Annotated in this window: 17 protein-coding genes and 2 pseudogenes; 5 read left to right on the top strand and 14 right to left on the bottom strand. The window is 55.2% G+C overall.

Features of this window, described 5'->3' with window-relative positions; all coding sequences use genetic code 11:
• The first annotated feature begins 182 nt into the window (after positions 1 to 182).
• Positions 183 to 2,213: a mechanosensitive ion channel family protein gene (locus OIU19_RS24975; RefSeq protein ID WP_264237256.1), complete on the top strand. Its 2,031-nt coding sequence runs from the start codon at positions 183 to 185 to the stop codon at positions 2,211 to 2,213.
• 124 nt (positions 2,214 to 2,337) lie between these two features.
• On the opposite strand, the gene OIU19_RS24970 is transcribed toward OIU19_RS24975, so the two are convergent.
• Positions 2,338 to 3,261 (bottom strand): class I SAM-dependent methyltransferase, encoded by a 924-nt coding sequence (locus tag OIU19_RS24970; RefSeq protein WP_264237255.1) that lies wholly within the window; start codon positions 3,259 to 3,261, stop codon positions 2,338 to 2,340.
• Between the two features lie 87 nt (positions 3,262 to 3,348).
• A complete protein-coding gene (locus OIU19_RS24965; protein WP_264237254.1) occupies positions 3,349 to 4,254 on the bottom strand; it encodes a DMT family transporter in 906 nt (301 codons plus the stop codon).
• 134 nt (positions 4,255 to 4,388) lie between these two features.
• On the opposite strand from OIU19_RS24965, the gene OIU19_RS24960 reads away from it, so the two are divergent.
• The 3 genes from OIU19_RS24960 to OIU19_RS24950 all read left to right on the top strand — a co-directional run bounded on the left by OIU19_RS24960 (position 4,389) and on the right by OIU19_RS24950 (position 7,593).
• Complete coding sequence (locus tag OIU19_RS24960; protein WP_264237253.1) at positions 4,389 to 4,829, top strand: Lrp/AsnC family transcriptional regulator; 441 nt, start codon at positions 4,389 to 4,391, stop codon at positions 4,827 to 4,829.
• A gap of 486 nt (positions 4,830 to 5,315) precedes the next feature.
• Complete coding sequence (locus OIU19_RS24955; protein ID WP_264237252.1) at positions 5,316 to 6,848, top strand: NCS1 family nucleobase:cation symporter-1; 1,533 nt, start codon at positions 5,316 to 5,318, stop codon at positions 6,846 to 6,848.
• Between the two features lie 16 nt (positions 6,849 to 6,864).
• Positions 6,865 to 7,593 (top strand): aspartate/glutamate racemase family protein, encoded by a 729-nt coding sequence (locus OIU19_RS24950; RefSeq protein ID WP_264237251.1) that lies wholly within the window; start codon positions 6,865 to 6,867, stop codon positions 7,591 to 7,593.
• Positions 7,594 to 7,690: 97 nt separating this feature from the next.
• Here the strand turns inward: OIU19_RS24950 and OIU19_RS24945 are convergent, their stop codons facing one another.
• The 6 genes and pseudogenes from OIU19_RS24945 to OIU19_RS24920 all read right to left on the bottom strand — a co-directional run bounded on the left by OIU19_RS24945 (position 7,691) and on the right by OIU19_RS24920 (position 12,878).
• A complete protein-coding gene (locus OIU19_RS24945) occupies positions 7,691 to 8,893 on the bottom strand; it encodes a D-amino acid dehydrogenase (RefSeq protein ID WP_264237250.1) in 1,203 nt (400 codons plus the stop codon).
• A gap of 77 nt (positions 8,894 to 8,970) precedes the next feature.
• Positions 8,971 to 9,630 (bottom strand): histidine phosphatase family protein, encoded by a 660-nt coding sequence (locus OIU19_RS24940; protein WP_264237249.1) that lies wholly within the window; start codon positions 9,628 to 9,630, stop codon positions 8,971 to 8,973.
• 181 nt (positions 9,631 to 9,811) lie between these two features.
• Positions 9,812 to 9,976, bottom strand: a pseudogene (locus OIU19_RS24935) (FKBP-type peptidyl-prolyl cis-trans isomerase); the annotation flags it as partial.
• Positions 9,977 to 9,983: 7 nt separating this feature from the next.
• Complete coding sequence (locus OIU19_RS24930) at positions 9,984 to 10,709, bottom strand: hypothetical protein (protein WP_264237248.1); 726 nt, start codon at positions 10,707 to 10,709, stop codon at positions 9,984 to 9,986.
• 56 nt (positions 10,710 to 10,765) lie between these two features.
• Positions 10,766 to 11,473, bottom strand: a complete 708-nt coding sequence (locus OIU19_RS24925; protein WP_264237247.1) for a hypothetical protein — start codon at positions 11,471 to 11,473, stop codon at positions 10,766 to 10,768.
• 283 nt (positions 11,474 to 11,756) lie between these two features.
• On the bottom strand, positions 11,757 to 12,878 hold the full coding sequence (locus OIU19_RS24920) for a hypothetical protein (RefSeq protein WP_264237246.1): 1,122 nt from the start codon (positions 12,876 to 12,878) through the stop codon (positions 11,757 to 11,759).
• Positions 12,879 to 13,304: 426 nt separating this feature from the next.
• Here OIU19_RS24920 and OIU19_RS24915 point away from each other — a divergent pair, with 426 nt between their 5' ends.
• Positions 13,305 to 13,676 carry an SHOCT domain-containing protein gene (locus tag OIU19_RS24915; RefSeq protein ID WP_264237244.1) on the top strand — a complete coding sequence of 124 codons (372 nt, stop codon included), beginning with the start codon at positions 13,305 to 13,307 and terminating at the stop codon, positions 13,674 to 13,676.
• A 278-nt stretch (positions 13,677 to 13,954) separates the two neighbouring features.
• Here the strand turns inward: OIU19_RS24915 and OIU19_RS24910 are convergent, their stop codons facing one another.
• The 6 genes and pseudogenes from OIU19_RS24910 to OIU19_RS24885 form a co-directional block, all read right to left on the bottom strand.
• Complete coding sequence (locus OIU19_RS24910) at positions 13,955 to 14,677, bottom strand: recombinase family protein (RefSeq protein ID WP_264237243.1); 723 nt, start codon at positions 14,675 to 14,677, stop codon at positions 13,955 to 13,957.
• A gap of 1,156 nt (positions 14,678 to 15,833) precedes the next feature.
• A complete protein-coding gene (locus tag OIU19_RS24905; protein WP_264237242.1) occupies positions 15,834 to 16,310 on the bottom strand; it encodes a hypothetical protein in 477 nt (158 codons plus the stop codon).
• Positions 16,310 to 16,603 (bottom strand): hypothetical protein, encoded by a 294-nt coding sequence (locus OIU19_RS24900; RefSeq protein ID WP_264237241.1) that lies wholly within the window; start codon positions 16,601 to 16,603, stop codon positions 16,310 to 16,312. Before OIU19_RS24900 ends, OIU19_RS24905 begins: the two co-directional genes overlap by 1 nt.
• A gap of 765 nt (positions 16,604 to 17,368) precedes the next feature.
• Positions 17,369 to 18,982 (bottom strand): recombinase family protein, encoded by a 1,614-nt coding sequence (locus tag OIU19_RS24895; RefSeq protein ID WP_264237240.1) that lies wholly within the window; start codon positions 18,980 to 18,982, stop codon positions 17,369 to 17,371.
• A gap of 62 nt (positions 18,983 to 19,044) precedes the next feature.
• Positions 19,045 to 19,230: pseudogene (locus OIU19_RS24890) on the bottom strand (FKBP-type peptidyl-prolyl cis-trans isomerase); the annotation flags it as partial.
• A gap of 171 nt (positions 19,231 to 19,401) precedes the next feature.
• The gene (locus tag OIU19_RS24885; RefSeq protein WP_264237239.1) at positions 19,402 to 19,809 is read right to left on the bottom strand and encodes a GFA family protein; all 408 of its coding nucleotides are present in this window, start codon (positions 19,807 to 19,809) and stop codon (positions 19,402 to 19,404) included.
• Positions 19,810 to 20,028: the final 219 nt, after the last annotated feature.

The following is a 20,028-nucleotide window of genomic DNA, read 5'->3' as shown; positions in this document are numbered from 1 at the left end:
GGCGCTATCGCAGGGCAAGCCTGCTCCCACACTCTGCGCCGAGGTCGACGATTGGCGTGGGAGCGGGCTTGCCCCGCGATAGCGCCGGCACTGGCAACACACCCAGCTGAACTTCCCCCACATTCAGCCATCAGTTCCTTGAGTAACCCTTCCCCGCTCGCCCCGGCCTAAGGAGTACTCCAGTGCTGCGCTTTCTCACCCCGCTTCTACTCAGCCTGCTGCTGAGCACCCGGCTACTCGCCGCAGAACCCACCCCCACCGAGCAAACGCCCGAGGAGCCAGCCCCGGTGCTGCAAGGCGGCCTGCTCGGCGCCTTGGCTGACGGCCTGGACAGCGCAGCCCAAGACCTCGACCTCGATGCCCACCTGATCGACGCCTGGCGCCTGCGTACCGACCGCGCCGCCAAGGAGATGGAGCGCCTGGTCGATCGCCACTCAGCCAGCGACTCGCTGCAGCTGACCGGCAATTTCCTCCTGCTGAGCCTGACCTGGGCCGCCAGCTTCGCCCTGCTCACCACCCTCGGTCGTTGGTGCGCCAAGCGCTGCGCAGCGACGTCCCTGCTGGGTCAGCGCAAACGCGTACGCAGCCTGCTTGGCTATCTTCTGCCCTATACCTTGCCAGCCCTGGCCAGCCTGCCGTTGACGCTCTACGTCAGCCGCTTCCTCGATCCCTCGGTCGCCCGCGCATTGGGCCTGAGCCTGGCCTACGCGACCAGCAGCGGCCTGTTCTCGACCTCGATCATCCTTTGCCTGATCACCCTGTTCGACGCCGGCCACAAACGCCAAGCCGTGGCAGTGATCCGGCGCATGGCGCCGCGCCCGCTGTTCATGATTGGTTTTCTGGCAGCCTGGAGCGATGCCCTGACCAGCCCGCAGATCGCCCGTCAGCTGGGCGGCAACATCACCGCCAGCATTGCCGTATTGACCGGGCTGCTGGCGACCTTCGTCTTTGCCAGCCTGGTCCTGCGCCTGCGCCGCCCGGTGGCGCACTTGATCCGCAACCGCGACCTCAAGGACCGTTTGCAGCATCGCGCCGTGCAGGAGACGCTGCGGATCTTTTCCAAGCTCTGGTACTTGCCGATCCTGATGATGATCCTGGTGTCGGCGATCCACCTGATCGGCGCTGGCGAAGAAAGTCAGAAAGCCTTGCAGAACGCGCTATTGACCACTGTGCTGCTGGTCGCGGCGGTGTTCCTCAGCACCCTGATGCAGCACCTGCTGGCCACGCACGAGGGCGACGATCAACAGCGGGTACGCCCCTACAAAGAGCTGTTGCGCAGCCTGGTGCACGCCTTGCTGCGGATCGCCATGGCGGTGGCGTTCATCGAACTGCTCGGGCGGATCTGGGGCTTTTCGGTGATTACCTTCGCCCTGAGCAACAGCCTCGGCCAGGCGATCAGCAATTCACTGTCGAGCATCGGCTTGATCCTGCTGGTCACCTGGCTGCTCTGGGTGGTGCTCGACACGGCAATCCAGGAAGCGCTCAAGCCCGCTGTCGGTCGGCGCGCCTCGCGTCAGCCGAGCACCCGCACGCGGACCATCCTGCCGATGCTGCGCAACGCCATCAAGGTGATCCTGATCGTCATCTGCACCATCACCACCATGGCCAACCTGGGGATCAATGTCGCGCCGCTGCTGGCCGGTGCCGGGGTGATCGGCTTGGCCATCGGTTTCGGCTCGCAGCAACTGGTTCAAGACGTCATCACCGGGCTGTTCATCCTGATCGAAGACACCATTTCCATCGGCGATTGGGTGGTGCTCGATTCCGGGCATGCCGGCACGGTCGAGAGCCTGACCATCCGCACCCTGCGCCTGCGCGATGGCAAAGGATTCGTGCATTCGGTGCCGTTCGGCCAGATCAAGGCCGTCACCAACCAGTCACGTCAGTTCGCCTACGCGTTCTTCTCGGTGCAGTTCACCTACGACAGCGATGTCGACCAATCGCTGGCGTTGATCCACGAGGTGGGCAAGTCGATCAGCGAAGACCCGCTGCTGCGGATCAACCTGCAAGGGCCGCTGCAGGTGTTCGGGGTGGACCGGATGGATTTGAACGGCTTCGTGTTGACCGCGCAGTTCCGCACCATTTCCGGCGGCCAGTACGCGGTGAGCCGGGCGTTCAATGAGCGACTGAAAAAGCGCGTGGATCAGACAGAGAATGTGGCGTTTGCCCAGGTGTATCCCATGCCTGCGCAGGCGCGTGCGGTTTCGGCCTGAGCCAGTCTCATCGCGGGGCAAGCCCGCTCCCACGCAAGTCAGCTCCCGAGCGAGCAGTAGAGCAGCAGGCTTGCGTGGGAGCGAGCTTGAGTGGGAGCGGGCTTGCCCCGCGATAGCTTCAAACCTACTGACGGAATACCAAAGCCTTCAAACCACCCTCAACATCCACATCGGGAAACTCCGGGGGATTCTCCAGCCGCTCGACAAACTTCAGCGCCGGGGCCTGCTCAGCCATACCCTCGATCAAGAACGCCGAGCCGATCCCCGGATCGTTGACACAGGCCAGCACGGTGCCGCCCTCGCGCAGGAGCTCCGGCAGGCGGCGCAGGATCTTCGCGTAATCCTGGGTCAGGACGAAGCTACCGCGCTGGAACGTCGGCGGATCGATGATGATCAGGTCATACGGCCCATACTTGCGCACCTTGCCCCAGGACTTGAACAGCTCATGGCCGAGAAACGCCACCTGCCCCACATCATGCCCATTGAGCCGATGATTCTCCCGCCCACGCGACAGCGCCGACTTGGCCATGTCAAGGTTGACTACCTGCTCGGCCCCGCCAGCAATCGCCGCCACGGAAAAGCCGCAGGTATAGGCAAACAAGTTCAGCACCCGCTTACCGGCCGACTGTTCGCGCACCCAGCGCCGACCGTAGCGCATATCGAGGAACAGCCCGTTGTTCTGGCGAACGCCCAAGTCCAGCAAATAGCGCAGGCCATCCTCAACCACCTCACGTTGCTGGATCGGGCCGCCAACCAGCCACTGGCCGGGGCTGTCGGGCAGGTAGCGGTGCTGGATCAAAATCGCCTCGCCCGTCCACTGTGGGGTTTGAGCCAGGGCATTGAGCATTGCCTCCAATTCGGCCAACTGGTCAGGCGCGGGCTCGCGAAACAAGGCGACCGACAACACTCCCTGCAACCAGTCGACGGTGATCTGCTCAAGCCCCGGCCAGCAACGGCCGCGGCCGTGGAACAGGCGCCGGGTTTCCTGCGGGGCGGGGTCAAGCGCCGCAGTCAGGTGCTGGGCAAGGGTGGCGATGGCTGAGGTCATGGCGGGGATTCACACGGGCAAAAAAACGCCATTGTAACCGAGCATCGCCAACAGCCCAGTCATGCCCACATATTCGTCTGGCCAGGTTCAATCTGGCTTGAGCACCTCGACCCGTGGCGCCGGCTTGAACCACCAGCCCTGCTGCATGCCCGCAGCCGCCAGCAGGATCAGCGCTACGCCCAGCCACTGCAACGGCGCCAGGCGATGGCCGAAGGCGATCCAATCGACCAGGATCGCCGCGATGGGGTAGATGAACGACAGCGCGCCCGTCAGGGCCGTGGGCAGGCGTTGGATGGCGCTGTAGAGCAGCACGTACATCACCCCGGTATGCACGATGCCCAAGGTAATCAGGCTAGCCAGCGCCGACGGTTCAGCGGGCAGCCCGCCAAGCTTGACCCACGGCGCCAGCAGCAACACGCCTGTACTCACCTGGATCAGCGCGATCAAATGCGGGGGGGTGCCACTCAGACGCTTGATGATCAGCGCCGCCACGGCGTACAGCAAGGCCGCGCCCAAGGCCAGGGCAATGCCCAATAGATAGTCGTTGCCGCTACCCTGCCCGGCACCATGCGCGCTGACGATCGCCAACATGCCGAGAAACGCCACGCTCAGCCAGGTCAGCTTGGCCGCGGTGATCTTCTCGCCGAGAACCAGCGCCGCCAGCCCCACCAGCATGAAAGGCTGCACGTTGTACACCGCCGTACCGATGGCGATCGAGGCGCGTGAGTAGGAGGCGAACAGCAGTACCCAGTTGCCGACGATGGCCACGCCGCTGGCGATCGCCAGCAGGAACGCAGTGCGGCCGATCACCCCTGGCTTGAGAAAACCCAAGCCTGCGCAAATCAGCAGCAAGGTGCCGGCGCCGAATACGCAGCGCCAGAACACCACCTCCAGTACCGGCTGCCCAGACACCAGCACGAACCAGCCGATGGTCCCGGAAATCAGCATGGCGACCATCATTTCCACAGAGCCACGGCGCACTGAACTGTCCATCTCACACCTCCGCTTGACGATGGCCACAGTATGACGAGGGTCAAGCGCTACCTTCCAGCGGATAACCAAGGCTAAATGTCAGACTCGCCTTTACTATCAAGGCGAATCACCCATTTTGCCTGACGAGGTTAAAGATGACCGACGCTATAGACCAGCTGTTGATCAATGCCCTGATGGAAGACTCCCGCCGCTCGCTCAAAGCCCTGGCGCAGATCAGCGGGTTGTCTGCGCCCAGCGTCAGCGAGCGCCTGCGCCGTTTGGAGGAGCGAGGCGTGTTGCGCGGCTACACGGTAGACGTCGACCCGCGCTGTTTCGGCTACCAATTGCAGGCTATCGTGCGCATCCGGCCATTGCCTGGGCAGTTACAGGAAGTGGAGCGGCAGATCATTGCCATCCCCGAGTTCACCGAGTGCGACAAGGTCACCGGTGAAGATTGCTTCATCGCCAGGTTGCATGTGCGCTCGATGGAGCAACTCGACACCTTGCTCGATCGGATCAATGTGCTGGCTGAAACCAATACCGCGATCATCAAGAAGAGCCCGGTAAAACGCCGGCTGCCGCCGATGGGCGAATAGCCTTTTAGCGACGGCGCTAGCCCGCCCCAGGCGAGTATCCGGCTAATCCTATTGACTATTTTTTGTACACAAGAATGTCACCATAAGTGCCATTTTTGTGTGCACTTAGGTGAAGTAACGCACCACTAGGTTACATTGCACCCGAATAAAAATTTGACCATTTGATCAACTAAAAAACTCGTGAAAAAATAAAAACTGTTCATTCGGTCAACTTATAATCGCTTATTTTCATTAGGTTATATTAAAGCAAGACAAACTCAGATTACTGGCCTGCTCAAACTTGTATTGTTCCTGGCATGGAACTGGCTTTTGTGTGTTTGTGTTTTGTATACAAAGTTTACGAAACATAAATACACAATAACGCAGCGCCTGATCCTTAGGGCCGCTGCCTCGAGAACCCAGTGATGCCACTGCCTGCAACGATGAGATGACGAGCCCGTGCAGCTCGCCCGCTTATCGCCGGCAGCCGCATCAGGAGCCGCCGGAATGAGTAGCAGCCTCGACCTTGCCCCTGAACTATCCGTCGCCAGCACCTCCCCCACCTCGACCTTGGCCGGCCATGCGCCCGAGCTTGAACTCAGCCCGCGGCTGCACAACCGCGACCTCGCCCCGACCCGCAGCGAAGGTCGCCGCTGGGGGGGCTACAGCATCTTTGCCCTGTGGACCAACGATGTGCACAACATCGCCAATTACTCGTTCGCCATGGGTTTGTTCGCCCTCGGCCTGGGTGGCTGGCAGATCCTGCTATCGCTGACCATTGGCGCGGCGCTGGTGTACTTCTTCATGAACCTCTCCGGGTACATGGGGCAGAAGACCGGCGTGCCGTTCCCGGTGATCAGCCGGATCGCCTTCGGCATCCACGGCGCGCAAATTCCGGCACTGATCCGCGCGGTGATCGCCATCGCCTGGTTCGGTATCCAGACCTACCTGGCTTCGGTGGTGCTGCGGGTGTTGCTCACTGCGGTATGGCCGCAAGTGGCCGCCTATGATCAGGACAGCATCCTCGGCCTGTCGAGCCTGGGTTGGCTGTGCTTCGTGGCGATCTGGCTGGTACAGCTGGTGATCCTCGCCTACGGCATGGAGATGGTCCGTCGTTACGAGGCGTTTGCCGGCCCGGTGATTCTGCTCACCGTGGCGAGCCTGGCTGGGTGGATGTACTTTCAGGCCGATACGCGTATTGCCTGGTCGGTGACCGAGCCACTGAGCGGCTATGAGATGTGGCGCAACATCTTTGCCGGCGGTGCGCTGTGGCTGGCGATCTACGGCACCCTGGTGCTGAACTTCTGCGACTTCGCCCGCTCTTCGCCGTGCCGCAAGACCATCCGTGTCGGTAACTTCTGGGGCCTGCCGGTGAACATCCTGGCGTTCGCGGTGATCACCGTGGTGCTGTGCGGTGCGCAGTTCCAGATCAACGGCCAGGTGATCGACAGCCCGACCCAGATCGTCGCTACCATCCCGAGCACGCCGTTTCTGGTACTGGGCTGCCTGGCCTTCCTGATCGTCACGGTGGCGGTGAACATCATGGCCAACTTCGTGGCGCCGGCCTTCGTGCTCAGCAACCTTGCCCCCCGGCACCTGAACTTCCGCCGCGCAGGCCTGATCAGCGCAACCCTGGCGGTGCTGATCCTGCCGTGGAACCTGTACAACAGCCCGCTGGTGATCGTGTACTTCCTGTCTGGCCTGGGCGCCCTGCTCGGCCCGCTGTACGGGGTGATCATGGCCGACTACTGGCTGCTGCGCAAAGGCCGGATCAACGTGCCAGAGCTGTACAGCGAAAACCCAGCCGGCGCCTATCACTACACCCGTGGCGTCAACCTGCGGGCAGTGGCGGTGTTCGTTCCGGCGGCGCTGCTGGCGATCGTCCTGGCCCTGGTCCCGAGCTTCCACAGCATTGCGCCGTTCTCCTGGTTGATCGGTGCTGGTATCGCTGCCGCACTGTACCTGCTGATCGCTCCGCGCAATCGCCAATACCACGATGTCAGCGGCGAGTGCATCGCCGTCGACCACAGCAGCCATTGATCAAGGAGGAAGGTGCATGCGCATTCTGATCGTCAACGTCAACACCACCGAAGCCATCACCGAGGCCATTGCCGAACAGGCGCGCAGCGTCGCCTCGCCCGGCACCGAGATCATCGGCCTGACGCCCTGGTTCGGCGCCGAATCAGTCGAAGGCAACTTTGAAAGCTATTTGGCGGCGATCGCCGTGATGGACCGGGTCATGGCCTATGACCAGCCCTATGACGCGGTGATCCAGGCCGGCTATGGCGAACATGGCCGCGAGGGCCTGCAAGAGCTGCTCGACGTGCCGGTGGTGGACATCACCGACGCGGCCGCCAGCACCGCGATGTACCTGGGCCATGCCTACTCGGTAGTGACCACCCTGGATCGCACCGTGCCCTTGATCGAAGACCGCCTGAAGCTCTCCGGCCTGTATGAGCGCTGCGCCTCGGTGCGTGCCAGCGGGCTGGCAGTGCTCGAGCTTGAGGCCGATCCGCAGCGAGCGGTCGAGGCAATTGTCGAGCAGGCCGCACGAGCGGTGCAGGATGACAAGGCCGAGGTGATCTGCCTGGGCTGCGGCGGCATGGCGGGGTTGGATGAGCAGATCCGCAAGCGCACTGGCGTGCCGGTGGTCGATGGCGTCAGTGCGGCGGTGACCATTGCCGAGTCGCTGGTGCGGATGGGCTTGAGCACTTCCAAGGTACGGACCTATGCGACGCCGCGGGTGAAGAAGGTGGTGGGCTGGCCGATGCGGTTTGGCCGCTAGGATCGTAGTCGCCTTTACCGGCCTCATCGCGGGCAAGCCCGCTCCTACAGGCCCTGTAGGAGCGGGCTTGCCCGCGATGAGGCCGGTACAAACACCATCACTCCCGACAGTTAATGAGCTGGGCTAGTCGCTGAGCACTGCCACAAGCCAAGGTGAACCCCAAGGCTCCATGCCCCAGGTTCACCCACACATTGCGATACGCCGTAGCGCCGAGAATCGGCACCCCGGTGGGTGTCGCCGGGCGCATCCCGGCCCACTCCACCGCCTGCCGATAATCCGCCGCCTCAGGCAACGTCGCCTGTGCCAAGCGCTGCATGCTGCACAACCTGCGCGGATCGACTGCATCGTCGAAGCCAACGATATCCACCATCGCCGCCACCCTCAGCTGATTCTCCAGCCGGGCATAGACGATCTTGCGCTCATAGTCAGTGACACTCACCTGCGGAGCCCGATGCTGCGCCAGCACTGGCGCAGTCAGGCTATAGCCCTTGAGCGGATAGATCGGCAGCTTCAGCCCCGGCAGCGCCAAGCTCGGGCTGCGATGTCCGGCACACAACAGCAGGTGCTCGACGTCCAGCTGCCCAGCAGCCAGTTCCACTGCCGTCACCCGCCTGCCATCGTGCCGCAGCCCGGTAACCGCCTGGCCCAGGCGAAACTCACATTGCCCTGAAGCGCGCAGACGCTGCGCCAGCACCTGGCAGAAGCGATGACAGTCAGCGACTTCTTCGTCTGCGGTATACACCCCGCCAATGAACGGCGCATCGGCCAGCGCCGCGTCGAGCGCGCCAAGCTCGGCGCCAGCGACAATCTGTTGAGTGGCCGGGTCGAGCCGATGCGCGCAAGCCCGAGAGAACGCCGCCTGGGTGCGAAACGCAACCAACTTGCCGTTGCGCCGCCAGGCAAATCCGTGCAGATGGTCCTCTTCGCGCCAACGCGCCATGACCGCCTGGCTGTGCAACGCCAGTTCAAGCAGGTGAGCAGCATTGCGGCGGTTGACCGAGCCGCGACAGGCCGCCACGAAGGCGGCCAACCAACGCCACTGGGCAGGGTCCAGACGCAGGCGCAGGCGCAACGGCGAGTCACCGCGCAGCAACCAGCCCAACGCCTGCCACGGCACACCGGCGTCGGCCAGCGGCGCCACGTAGCGATAAGACAACTGCCCGCCATTGGCAAAGCTGGTGGCGCTGGCCAGGCTGTCGCGCGCTTCGATCAGCTCGACCTGGCAGCCTTCACGCACCAGCGCGTAGGCGCTGGCCAGGCCGATCACCCCACCGCCAATCACGGTTACCCGCTTGCCCATGCCCTGCTCCTTGCTCGAATCCACCACGCAAGCATCGCAGATTCCGGGCTGCGCTCACCAGCCAGGGCCAGCCCTGATCAGGTCGGGCAGGTCTTCTTGCCACCATCCAGGCCCTGGCGCACATTGCGGCTGAGCAGGCTGGCTTCGCCGTCGTGCCAGGTCAGGGTGAGCACGTACAGGGTGTCGAAATCGTCATTGTTCCAGTCCTGGGTGATCACCCGCTCATCACCCAAGGCTTTGCCGGCCACGGCGTTGATCAGGTCCGGCAAGTAGCCGTGCGACCAGGCGGTGTAGACCGTGGCGTTGCGATACTTGTCGCTCAATAACTCGTCGGCCAGTTCGTCGTAATCATTGGCGCCGAAGTCGATATTGACCGGCAGGCCCAGGCGGATGGCGCTGGGGGTGATGGTCATCAAGGGACGAATGTAGCTGTAGCGCAGGTCCTGGCTGCCCTCCTCGACATGCCGGGAAGGATTGGCGGCGAACACGTAGTCGGCATCACCGAAACGCTCGGGCAGCAAAGTGGCCAGGTCCAGGGCGCGATTGAGTCCCTGGCAGTTCAACTGACCCAGGCCCTCGCCGGGCTTTTCGGCGTGACGCAGGAAAACCAGGGTCTGCGTACCATCGGCGGGCTGGTCGTGACTTTCCACCACATCCAGGCTCAAGGGTACGAGAATCGCGGCGAGCGCCGCGGCGAGAAACAGATGACGGCGTCGCATAAACTGCGGCAACTTCATGGCGATGGACTCATCCGGCAAAAAAAAGGGAGGCGTCCGTGCCTGCGTTCCATGCTCGTCGCCCGGGGCGAGTTGCACACCAACTCCCAGACGAGGCCCATCCTTGACCGCCTTGGGTGAGCAAAATTCACTTTAGGGCGGTAACTTTGCCAAATGAAGTCGTTACCGGGACACGTTGGTGTCAGTCGTCGCGGGTCAGGACTTCGAGCAGTTCGATCTCGAACGTAAGGTCCGAGTTGGCCGGGATGGCGCCGACCGTGCGCTCGCCATAACCCAGGTGCGCCGGCACCTGCAGTTTGCGCTTGCCACCCACACGCATGCCCATCAGGCCCTGGTCCCAACATTTTTGTTAGTTACACCACGTTTATGGCTACCCATCTCACCGCTGAGACCACTACCGCAAACGCTCCTAGAGCAAGCGGCAACCAGTTGTCGGTGAACCAAGGGGTGACGCACATTCCACGTACCCCAGCGAATGCCTTACAACCCCATGTGATGATCGCTGGCATTGTCTTTTTAAGGTGAGCGTATCTGGAATAGAAATCCGAATGCGGCCCTCTTTGACCAATGAAGAAGCCGGTCACGATCACACTAGTTCGATATTCCCTATCGACTTCATGGATACTTGGTATATGGTCTTCTGGTCCTGAGCGAGTTTCGGCCTCAGCCAACTTATCGTGGCAACTTATAGTGTATTCGAGCGATTGAGTTTCAATTTTTTCAAACTTTACATCAGGATAGCTTTCCGAAAGCAGCTTCCTTCCCTCTCGTTTCAATTCGAACCTATAAATAACCAGAGCAACCCACCCTAAAGCCTGATCATAAATCTTATTCATCCTATCATCGAATCTACGAGTGTTATGGGGTATACGCTGGTAAAACCGGAAAACCAAATATAGATTGACAATCGCCATCAAACCCCAAGAGTGACTAGCATTTCGCTTGGGTACAATTTCCAGCCCTAGAAACTTTATGGTTGTTAGGTCCACACCATAAAACGATAGCAATAAAGCGATACTAGAAAACCCGATTAACAACCCACGCGCTTTTGCAAAGTCAGGACTATCAATGTCATTCAATTTGAAACAACTCCCCTACCTTACGATACCGACAACACTCGTTTGACTATCTGGTGCTACCTGCCGCCCGCCAAGGTATAAGACATCATTGCGTGCAAGTCATGAAAAAGCTCTGACGTCTCCCTCAAAATGTTAAGCATTTCTTTAGCATTGCTGTCATCGTGAGCAAATGAATCAACCACCTCATAATCATCGTTCACCATCATTAGGGCTTTCACTGGTGGTCCACCGTTCTGCATCCGCTCTATGAGTTTGCTAGCGTCTTCTCTCTGCATTGTGGACTTTTTAACATCGAGGGCTGCATCCTTTGTCACTGGATATCGAAAATACGTGCTTGATGAGTCTGTTGCTTCGATTGCTGCTATCCATTCATCAAGCTCAGGCGGCAATTTCCAATCGGTACGAGGGACTTTAGCAAGAGCCTGTGCCTCTTGATTCAAAAGGGCACGTAGTTCAGCATATAAAGGACCTAGCCCATGGACGTTATAAAGCGGCTTGCGTTTCTTGCCTACCATGACACTAGGCTCGCCGGACGCAGAGTCATCTCCGTATGGAATGGCGAACTTGCGGTGAAGTGTAATAATGGCTGATTTAAGATAAAGCTCGATGGCGTGACGGTAGAGGAAGCTTACAGGCAAATTCGAATTGAAATGCAATGACTGGTCTGGTTCATTGAGAGAGTCAGCAGCGACCTTAAAAGAATCAGCTACCGCACCGAACCCGGAGTCGTAGTGCTGGTCAAGCGGCATGAATAGATGCAGCATTATTAATCTCCCTCAGAACTGTAATGAGTAAGGTCATAATAGCATTTCACCAGCCACTTAAGTCGGCTCAATGCAGGGTGTTTGTACATTTCACCTTGCTGGGTGCTGGGTGCTAGCTAGCGGTGCTTAAATCGCCTCCTATGCGGCTTCAGCGTTATGCTACTTTCATTGCTCGTTTAACAGTGCTAGGGCTTACGCCAAGATCGGCAGCTACCTTACGGAATGACGCACGCTCCTGACTCGTGGCTTCACGTATCGTATCTCCCACCCCATTGATTCGAAATTAAAGTCCTATTCCTTCCTCAAATACATAAGCTCCTTCATAGTGAAATATTTCAGAAAGAGCTTTCTTGGTTGTTCCTGCAAGGTCTTTATTTGCATTTAGCGAGGCCATTAGCTTTTCGCTTAATTTATCGCCTACCAACCCTAACTGAAGTACCTGATTTTTTTCGTTCCAGTAGATATCAATGTCATTAAATTTGTCGAATTTTCGCTCAAAATCATACCTAGCACGTTGCAGCGAAGGGCTAATGGAGCGGAGCAGGTCGCTTTTGATTAGGTTAGATTTCCTAAAGGTTTTGTAAGCGTCGGCATAAAATTTTTCATAGTGCTCGGTAAATATTTTCTTATTTTCACCGTGGAGTGCATTATAGTCATTTATTAGCTCAGAAAAAAAGTCAGCAGTAGTGAATTTTATGCGAGCAATGGCCTCTTCTTTGTTGAGTATGTATCGACATAGGTAGTCCTCGCTCTGAGTGTCGTGCGACTCGATAGTATCCCCTTCAAAAACCACTTTCACCAATTCGCTATCAATGATTGAAATGAGGTTAAATTGATATGCTCTTTTTATGTCTTTTTGCCTTCCTTCTAGCAAACTCATTTCGTAGGATTGTGCTTTCATTAGCGAAGTGATTGACGAGAATATTGCCTTATCGTTTTGAACGCTGCCGCTGTTTTTGTTTATCTCTTGGAAGGCGAACACATCAGAATTAGGGGCTTCAAAAAGCCTTGGGCATGCAGCAGACAGCTTTTCATGATAAATATGAGGCCATGTTTTTCCGGCCATGTAATATGACAGAGCAGGATGATTGCTCCAGCCTTTGAAAGGACGCCAGTTATAATTTGGATCGTTTTTCTCAACTGCCCTTGTCAGGAGCGCCCATGCATTTGACTCGCTTTTTTTGCAGCTAATTACTAGTGCTGTATATAAGGAGAAATCTTTGATTTTAGTGACCTTGTACCCCAGGAGGTCTATTTCTCTGACGGCCCCCTCGTGGTCATCTATATAGCATCTATTACTAATCAGGTGCCATCCATTATCGCGCAGTATTGTTCCAATTTTATATTCAAGATGGAACCCTGTTTTAGTGATGGATGAACTGACTTTTTCCAAATCAATTGGCATGTATAAATCCTTATCAAGGGCAATTCCGCAACAGCTCAATCGCTGAGCCTATGGCCCCGGCATTCGTGTCCAGAGCCTGTAGAGCAGCCATCACGTTTTCGTGAACATTGGTTGAACCGCGTTGGCGTATCCACGTGCTGACTTCCTCTATCGCAGCCCGGATAGCTGTTTGGTTCAGATGGAGCAGTTCAAGTGCATCTGCGGTAGCGGCGGCTTTATCCATAAGTAGTCCTCAGCGAGGTGGCTTGCAGACAGCGTACACTAGCAGGCACGCACCTTCACTTTTTCTAGAGAGGCTGAAACTCGACCTGTACAGGGTACTGGATCGCCTAACCCCACGCTTACCTAGCAAAGGCTTTCGATAGCAATGGCCTTGTGCTATCGTTGGTATCTCGTTATAGGCTTTGTAAGCAAGGAGATATAACCATGGAATTTGTTTTCATAGTTTTCTGGTTAGCTTGTGCCGTAGGCGTGGGTATGCTGGCGAATTCGAAAGGGCGAAGCTTTTGGGGTTATGCGCTGCTATCAGTTATCACCTCCCCTATCCTTGGACTGGTCGTTGCCCTCTTAGTCAGCGACTTGTATAAAGAAGCTGCAAAAAAACAAGAACAGGCAACTCAGAATGAACGCCACTTAGAGTCATTGAAAGCTATTGCTCGCTCTAATACCGCCGCCTCATCCACTCAAGATAATATGTCTGTAGCAGATGAACTTGAAAAGTTAGCATCCCTGAAAGAACGGGGCATCTTGACTGAGGATGAATTTACCACCAAGAAAGCACAGCTACTTAAAAGTTAAAGATAAAACTAGCTAACGCCCTCACTTCACCTCAACCTAGAAATCTGATTCCGACTCGAATCCGAGATTGTTCCTTGTTGGAATCCGTGAGGGTTAGCTCCATCGCTTAACCGGTTACGATCAAAAACAGGTGCCCCCTCCTAGACAATGTAGAAATCCTACAGACACAAACAAAGAAGCCCCACCACAGCGCCGTAGAGGCGTCATGGCGAGGCGTTTGATGTATTGCCTATCCTACCCCCACAGGGTATTGATAACACTGCTGTATGGGGCTGGTTTTAAGCTGCCTTTGGGAGTGGCAAACCGAGTGCAAGGATCAGGCGACGTACAGCGGTAGGGTTCCAGATGCTGCCGCGTTTGGTACGAATACCTTTGGTGTTCAGGCAGTCAGCTACCGCTTGCAACGTGCCGAGCTTGTTGTACAAGCAAGCTTCAACGTGTGGCTTCACCGTGTTTTGAAACGCAGACACCTTCTCCATACGAATGTTGTTCGCCGCTGTAATGTCGGCAACTGCACGGCCTTTCTCAAGTGCCTGTGTACGACGGTTCACCTTAGCCACGGCCTCAGCTTCACCAGCATCTGCACGACGTTGTAATGCTGCCAATGCGTCCTTGGTACGCAGGGCGATGAACTCACGTTCCTGCTGGGCAAGGGCAGCGAACAAGTGGAGTTGGAATTTGTCCGCTTGGGGCATCGTAGCGACTTTAAAGTCTACCTGCTCCATCAGCTGGGCGATGTGCAGAACCGAGCGGGAAAGACGATCTAGTTTGGCTACCAGCAACTGAGCGTTGTGCTGTTTGCACGCTGCCAGAGCCTTTGCACCTTCTGGGCGATCCTCTAGGGCAAGCCTACCCGATACCACGTCAACGAACTCACCAACGATGTTCCAACCATTGGCTTGGGCGGCACGTTGGATGTATTCCTGCTGCGACTCCAAACCGAGGCCAGATTCACCTTGACCACTGGTGGACACTCGAATGTAAGCGACAACGTTAACCATGATGGATGCTCTCTAGCTGATGGTTACATTGTCGGTCGTTTGGAACCATTTGTCAATTCGTAGAACGACCGTTCTTGCTAACGACAACTCAATATTCCCAAATGACAAATACCGGAAATGACAATGCGATCATCGTCAGGCGGTGACCATCACCGAGTAGGTGATTGGGGTGTTGGAACAACCGGTGATCGAATTTCAGGTTGTTGGAAAATCGAATCGACCCCTAGCGGCATTTGTGGGGAGGGTATAGCGGCATTTGTGCACATCAACACGTGCTGGTGAGTGCTGTTCACCGTCAACGGTGAGAATGACAACACGGTGTTTGGGGTTCGTACCTTCCCCCTCTCTGGTGTGATCTAGGGGAACCGTATTCAGCGTCAACGCTGAGGCAATGGCAATCGTCCGTTGACGGACAAGAACGTCAACACATCGATCATCAATTGACTAGCGATAGCTATCACTCAGATGTATTCAGTGTCAGCCAGTGAGCCGATAGGCGAATGCTTTTAGGAGGGGGACAACCAGTCCACCAAAGCTTTTGACGTGTCTTCTGTACCTTGGTACAGGATAGAATACCCTTAGCTTTAGCTAAGATTAATATTATTCTTAACTACGTTAAGTAGTTAATTATTCTATGTCTTTGGAGTGTTACCACTCCTCTCTCTTTACTATTTACTAATAAATAATCATGTGCTATGCACATAATAGTATAAAGGCTTTACCCACCTCGCTATGCTCGGCGGGAATTCCCTAAGGATACACTTTTTTCCGTCGTATGTCAAGACCAAATGCGAAATATTTTCATTTGCGATAGCTCCCTTCGTAATACCACCTGTAAGCTCTCCAGCTTCGATTTGAGCAACGATGACTTGTAGCCGCTACCTTTCCTTGGTTTTGTGGAGAAAGCTCTCAGAATTGCTCCGCTGATGCCTTCCTGCCCTATTGCCTTTGGAATTCTACAAAGAACTTCGCTAAACGTGCTAAACGTAGAGAAATGAAGAGGTTTTTAGCGGAAACGTCGATTGTGCCTAGCACGTGAATGATCATCCCCAATGGTTATCGGATCAAACCACTTTTTTTGAGGTAAAAAAAAGCTCCGCATTGCGATTAGACAATGCGAAGCGTCCTGTATTTTCATTGTTACTGACCTAGGTTGTCACTCTGGAATGACCAACGGTTTGTAGCAACCTTGAACTTCTCTTTCGATGGCAGCCATCTGCTTTGCCTTAGCCGCTTCTGCTGCCTTACGCTCTTTTTCTTCTTGTGCCTGAACCAGTTGCTCACGCAGCAAGTTATGATAGCGTGCATGTTCGCTTTCCAACCACTCGACGTATTCAGATTTCACTTTGGTCTTAATACCCTCAATGTCCTGTTCTTGCATCTCCAAAGGTTTCACCATGTAGGTCGAATGGTAAAGCTCGCCATGTAGCAGACGCTTGGTGTGCGTGATCGTGTAACCAGCTTGAGCTTTGTCAATAACAGCTTGAAGGAACTCATGCCCCAGGCTTGCACTGACCAACTCCATCGACTTTTCAGTGTGTCGATACGCATGGACCCACGATTCTACTCGACGGGCATACTCTGCTTGGTCCCACTGCGGAGGAATTCCCGTAATCTTAATTTTCTCTGTCATTATTCATTTCCTTTTAGTTTATTGTTCATGATGTGTGCAATTGCCTTAGCGATGATATCGAGACGGTACGCCTCTAGATTAAATTCAGGTTTGTTAGCTACTGTCTTGGCCGCTTGCTGTTTAGCTGGTTGGACTACTGTGAGCACCGGCTTAGCTAACACCGGCTCGGTTACCACTGGCTCGATGGTGACTGGCTTATTGTTCACAGCGTTAGCTTGCTGTTGTTGTACTTGCCGCCGTAACCGATTAGCGGTTGCTCGTTGCATTCCCTTGATGAATGAATCAGCGTTCATAACGGGCACCCCCGGTTATGTGTGAAGATAATAGTTCCAGAATATCACTGCAACGTTGTGACTCGCTGCGGTTACCAGTGGCACAGGCAGCAGCACGTAACGATCTATAGTGCTTCATTTCTTTATAAATCTCTTGATTAGTCACGTCACTTCCCTCCTTAACGCGTGTTGGCTAGATGGTCGGCAACCACTTTGCTAAGGTAAGTATTGATAGATTGATTACGTGCGTAAGCGACTAGGAACAAATCAGTATGACTAACAACTGACAGACGAAAGGGCACGAGCACACTTTGTTCTTTAAGTGCCCTCCACAGCTTCGACCTGCATTTACCGCTGCATGTTTTCGCATGAGATCGCTTGTTAATAAGTGGTGCATGGCAATTTATACACGGACGTTCTTGACCCATAGGATATCCTCCATAAGTAATTGGATTGTTTTATTCGAGATAATAAGAAGCCCCCAACACCTTTAGGTGCTGGAGGGAGAGGGAATTAAGCCACTATGGGAGAAAGCATAGTGGTTAGCTTCTGATACAAAGAAGGAAGGCGATGTACCAGAAACCACCTGTAACACATGGACTAAATGCTAAAGGTGCATGGGGAGCTAACAAGGACGACGAATATCTAAAATAGCTTTCAGGGTACTACCTTGAGATCACTTAGACACGTCATCGAAGTTGGTACGCTTCATCACTTGTCAACCCGCACACTCTAGCACAAATGAGAATGATTGTCAATACCGTTACATGTTTTACACACTTTAATTTAATCTTCTTCGTCAACTTCATTGACTGCCAGCTTCATTGATACAACTTCATTTGAGCGACTGGCTAAGTATGCGCCTGCTTCTACGCCTTTGTGTGTGGCTGGCATATCTGGAATAATGGGCGAGATAACAAACTCATGGTTGTTTTCAAATAGACGATAGCCTAATGTCTGGTTTCCTTTCCGCACTGTACCAGCATAGATGAATGGTATTTTGTAATCAGACACAAGGAGTGTACGACCTTCATTCACAGTGATGGTGTATCCTGCTTGTTTCAGCATTGCTGACAGCTTCACTGGATCATCCCTGAACAAACCGTCATGTTCCGCTGCCAAGTCATAATAAGCTTCTGTTGTGTGACTTCTAGGCTTAACAGTGTTATCGGAACGCTCCAATATACTCAGCTCTTCATCAATCGCTGCACGACGTTCCGTAGCCGATCTATATGCTACTTTTACCTCTGGCGAATCTGCTTCCAGCATTGCATCAACAGCCCTCTGAATAGAAGCTGTCACTTTGTCCCTTTCAGTAATGAGCGAAAGTTTTCGCTTATCATTCTCAGTTAACTGGATTGCCTGCAATGCTTTACCAACAGATGAATATGCGGTAATCATGTATACCTTATGCACCACTTGATAAGGAATAGTTTCAGCATTACTGCAACCTGCTGACTTCAATCGGTGATGCAATCCACACCGCATGTTGTTAGGCTTACCGCCCTTGTGATGAATGATGTAATTGCTACTGCATGTTCCACATTTCACCAAGCCGACAAGGAAATGCTTTGATGTTCTTTCTCGGGGTTTTGTTGCTGCTTGTTTCTTTCTTTGTTGTGCCTGCATGAACAACTCAGGAGTTACAACCGGTTCATACACATTAGGTATGTCATTCCAATATCCAATGGCAGATTTGTTCCGCAACCACGCTTCGACCGTTGGACCTGAACAAGTAGCCAATTCAGGCACACCACTTGCACGCAGTCGATTAGCGATTGTAGTCTTACCTACACCAGACACATACAAATCAAATGCTTGCTTGATGTAAGGTGCTATGGTCTCTTTCAACACACCATCAACAGTCAGCCAGATTGGAGTCCAACGCTTTACAGATTCACCATTGATAGCTTTTTGTCGTCTAATCTCATAGCTGGCAGATACACGTTCACTCAACTGTTTACTGTAACCGTATGCCGCTTGAATTTTGGCGACCAGCAAAAACAATTGCCCGCCCTCTAGTGACTTTCCGTCATACATCACGTTGTCATCTAGGGTAACAATGGATACGCCAGCTTGCAGAATAGGACTGATGACTTTGTTCAACATCTCAAGGAAAGGTAAGCGGCCCGTACGATCGATAGCTTCGACCAATACAACGTCGCCAGATCGTATTGCGCCTGCTTCCACTGCTGCCAGTAGCTTGGCGAAGTTCCCACCTTCCCTGATGTGGTGACCATGAAAGCCAGATTTGCCGAGATCAGAGTATTTGAGGTTTGATCTCGTGTATTCAGGATGTTGATCCAACCACCTCACCACCATCTGGTTCTGGCGTTCCTCACTTGAACCTTGCTTCTGCTTGTCGCTGCTGAATCGAATGTACGGTATGGCGGCTGGCATCGACCTGCTTCCTGCTGCTCAAAATGGCAGGATACACCGCAGTGTCAATTACTGAAAAGGTGGTCCCAGCCCTTGATGACGCGACCGGTGCCGATCACGCACTGAAACGGCTTGCCACGTGACCAGGACGAGTCGAACTCGCTGCCGTCAGCCAGCCAGCCGGTGTATTGGGTGGTAATCAGGGCACCTTTGACCACGGCCTTGCCGTCGCCGGGCTCAAGGTCAATGATCTGCAATGGGTCGCTCATGGCGTTCTCTCTAAGGGCAAACGTAGGGCGCCGTTTTCTCAGGAATGCACTGGTTTGGCAAGTTCAGGCGGCGCCTCGTGCTGGCGCATCGACCACAGCACACCGCCAATCACCAGCACAATCGCCGCCGCTTCCAGTACGTTGCCGAATGGCTGTGGTGCCAGGTGTGAGCTAGCTCAGCTCATCGAAGGCTTGCTGGCCGGTCAGCTCCCGGGTCTGGTTTTTGAAGCAATACCAGGCGGGTTTCTGTTCGACGAATATCTGCAGGTCGAAGTCCCAGGCTTCCTCGCCATCGAGCAGGCCGACGGGGATAGCGTAGAAGTCATTGGCCTTGAGCCGGTAGTACAAGTGGGTGCCACATTTGCCGCAGAAACCGCGTTGTGCCCAGTCGGAGGAATCGTAGACGCTTGGCGCGCGGCCTTCGATCAGTGGGGGGTTGCTGCAGTGTACGACCAGCAGTGGGCCGCCGGTCCATTTGCGGCACATGCTGCAGTGGCAGGCGCTGATCTGGGTGTTGTCGATGGTCGCGCTCAGGTGGGTATCGCCGCAGAGGCAGGTGCCGGTTTTTTCCAGGGGCATGGCGGGGGTCCTCGGGGGTGGGCGGGAGCTTGGGAGTATAGACAGTGGTTTTTTTGGGGCTTTTGTGGATGTGAGCTTATCCATTTGATGGGGCGATGCCACTGGCCCCTTCCGCCCTTACGGCGGCCTACTTTGGTCTTGGCCAAAGTAGGCAAAGCCGCTCGCTCCTGCATACGGCCCCTACGCTACGCTCCGGGGTCCCTTCGCGCCGGCGCCTTC

The sequence above is a fragment of the Pseudomonas sp. BT-42-2 genome, assembly GCF_025847435.2.
Lineage (GTDB): Bacteria > Pseudomonadota > Gammaproteobacteria > Pseudomonadales > Pseudomonadaceae > Aquipseudomonas > Aquipseudomonas urmiensis.
Note: the sequence above shows the minus strand (reverse complement) of the source record. Positions and strands in the feature narration are given on the sequence as shown.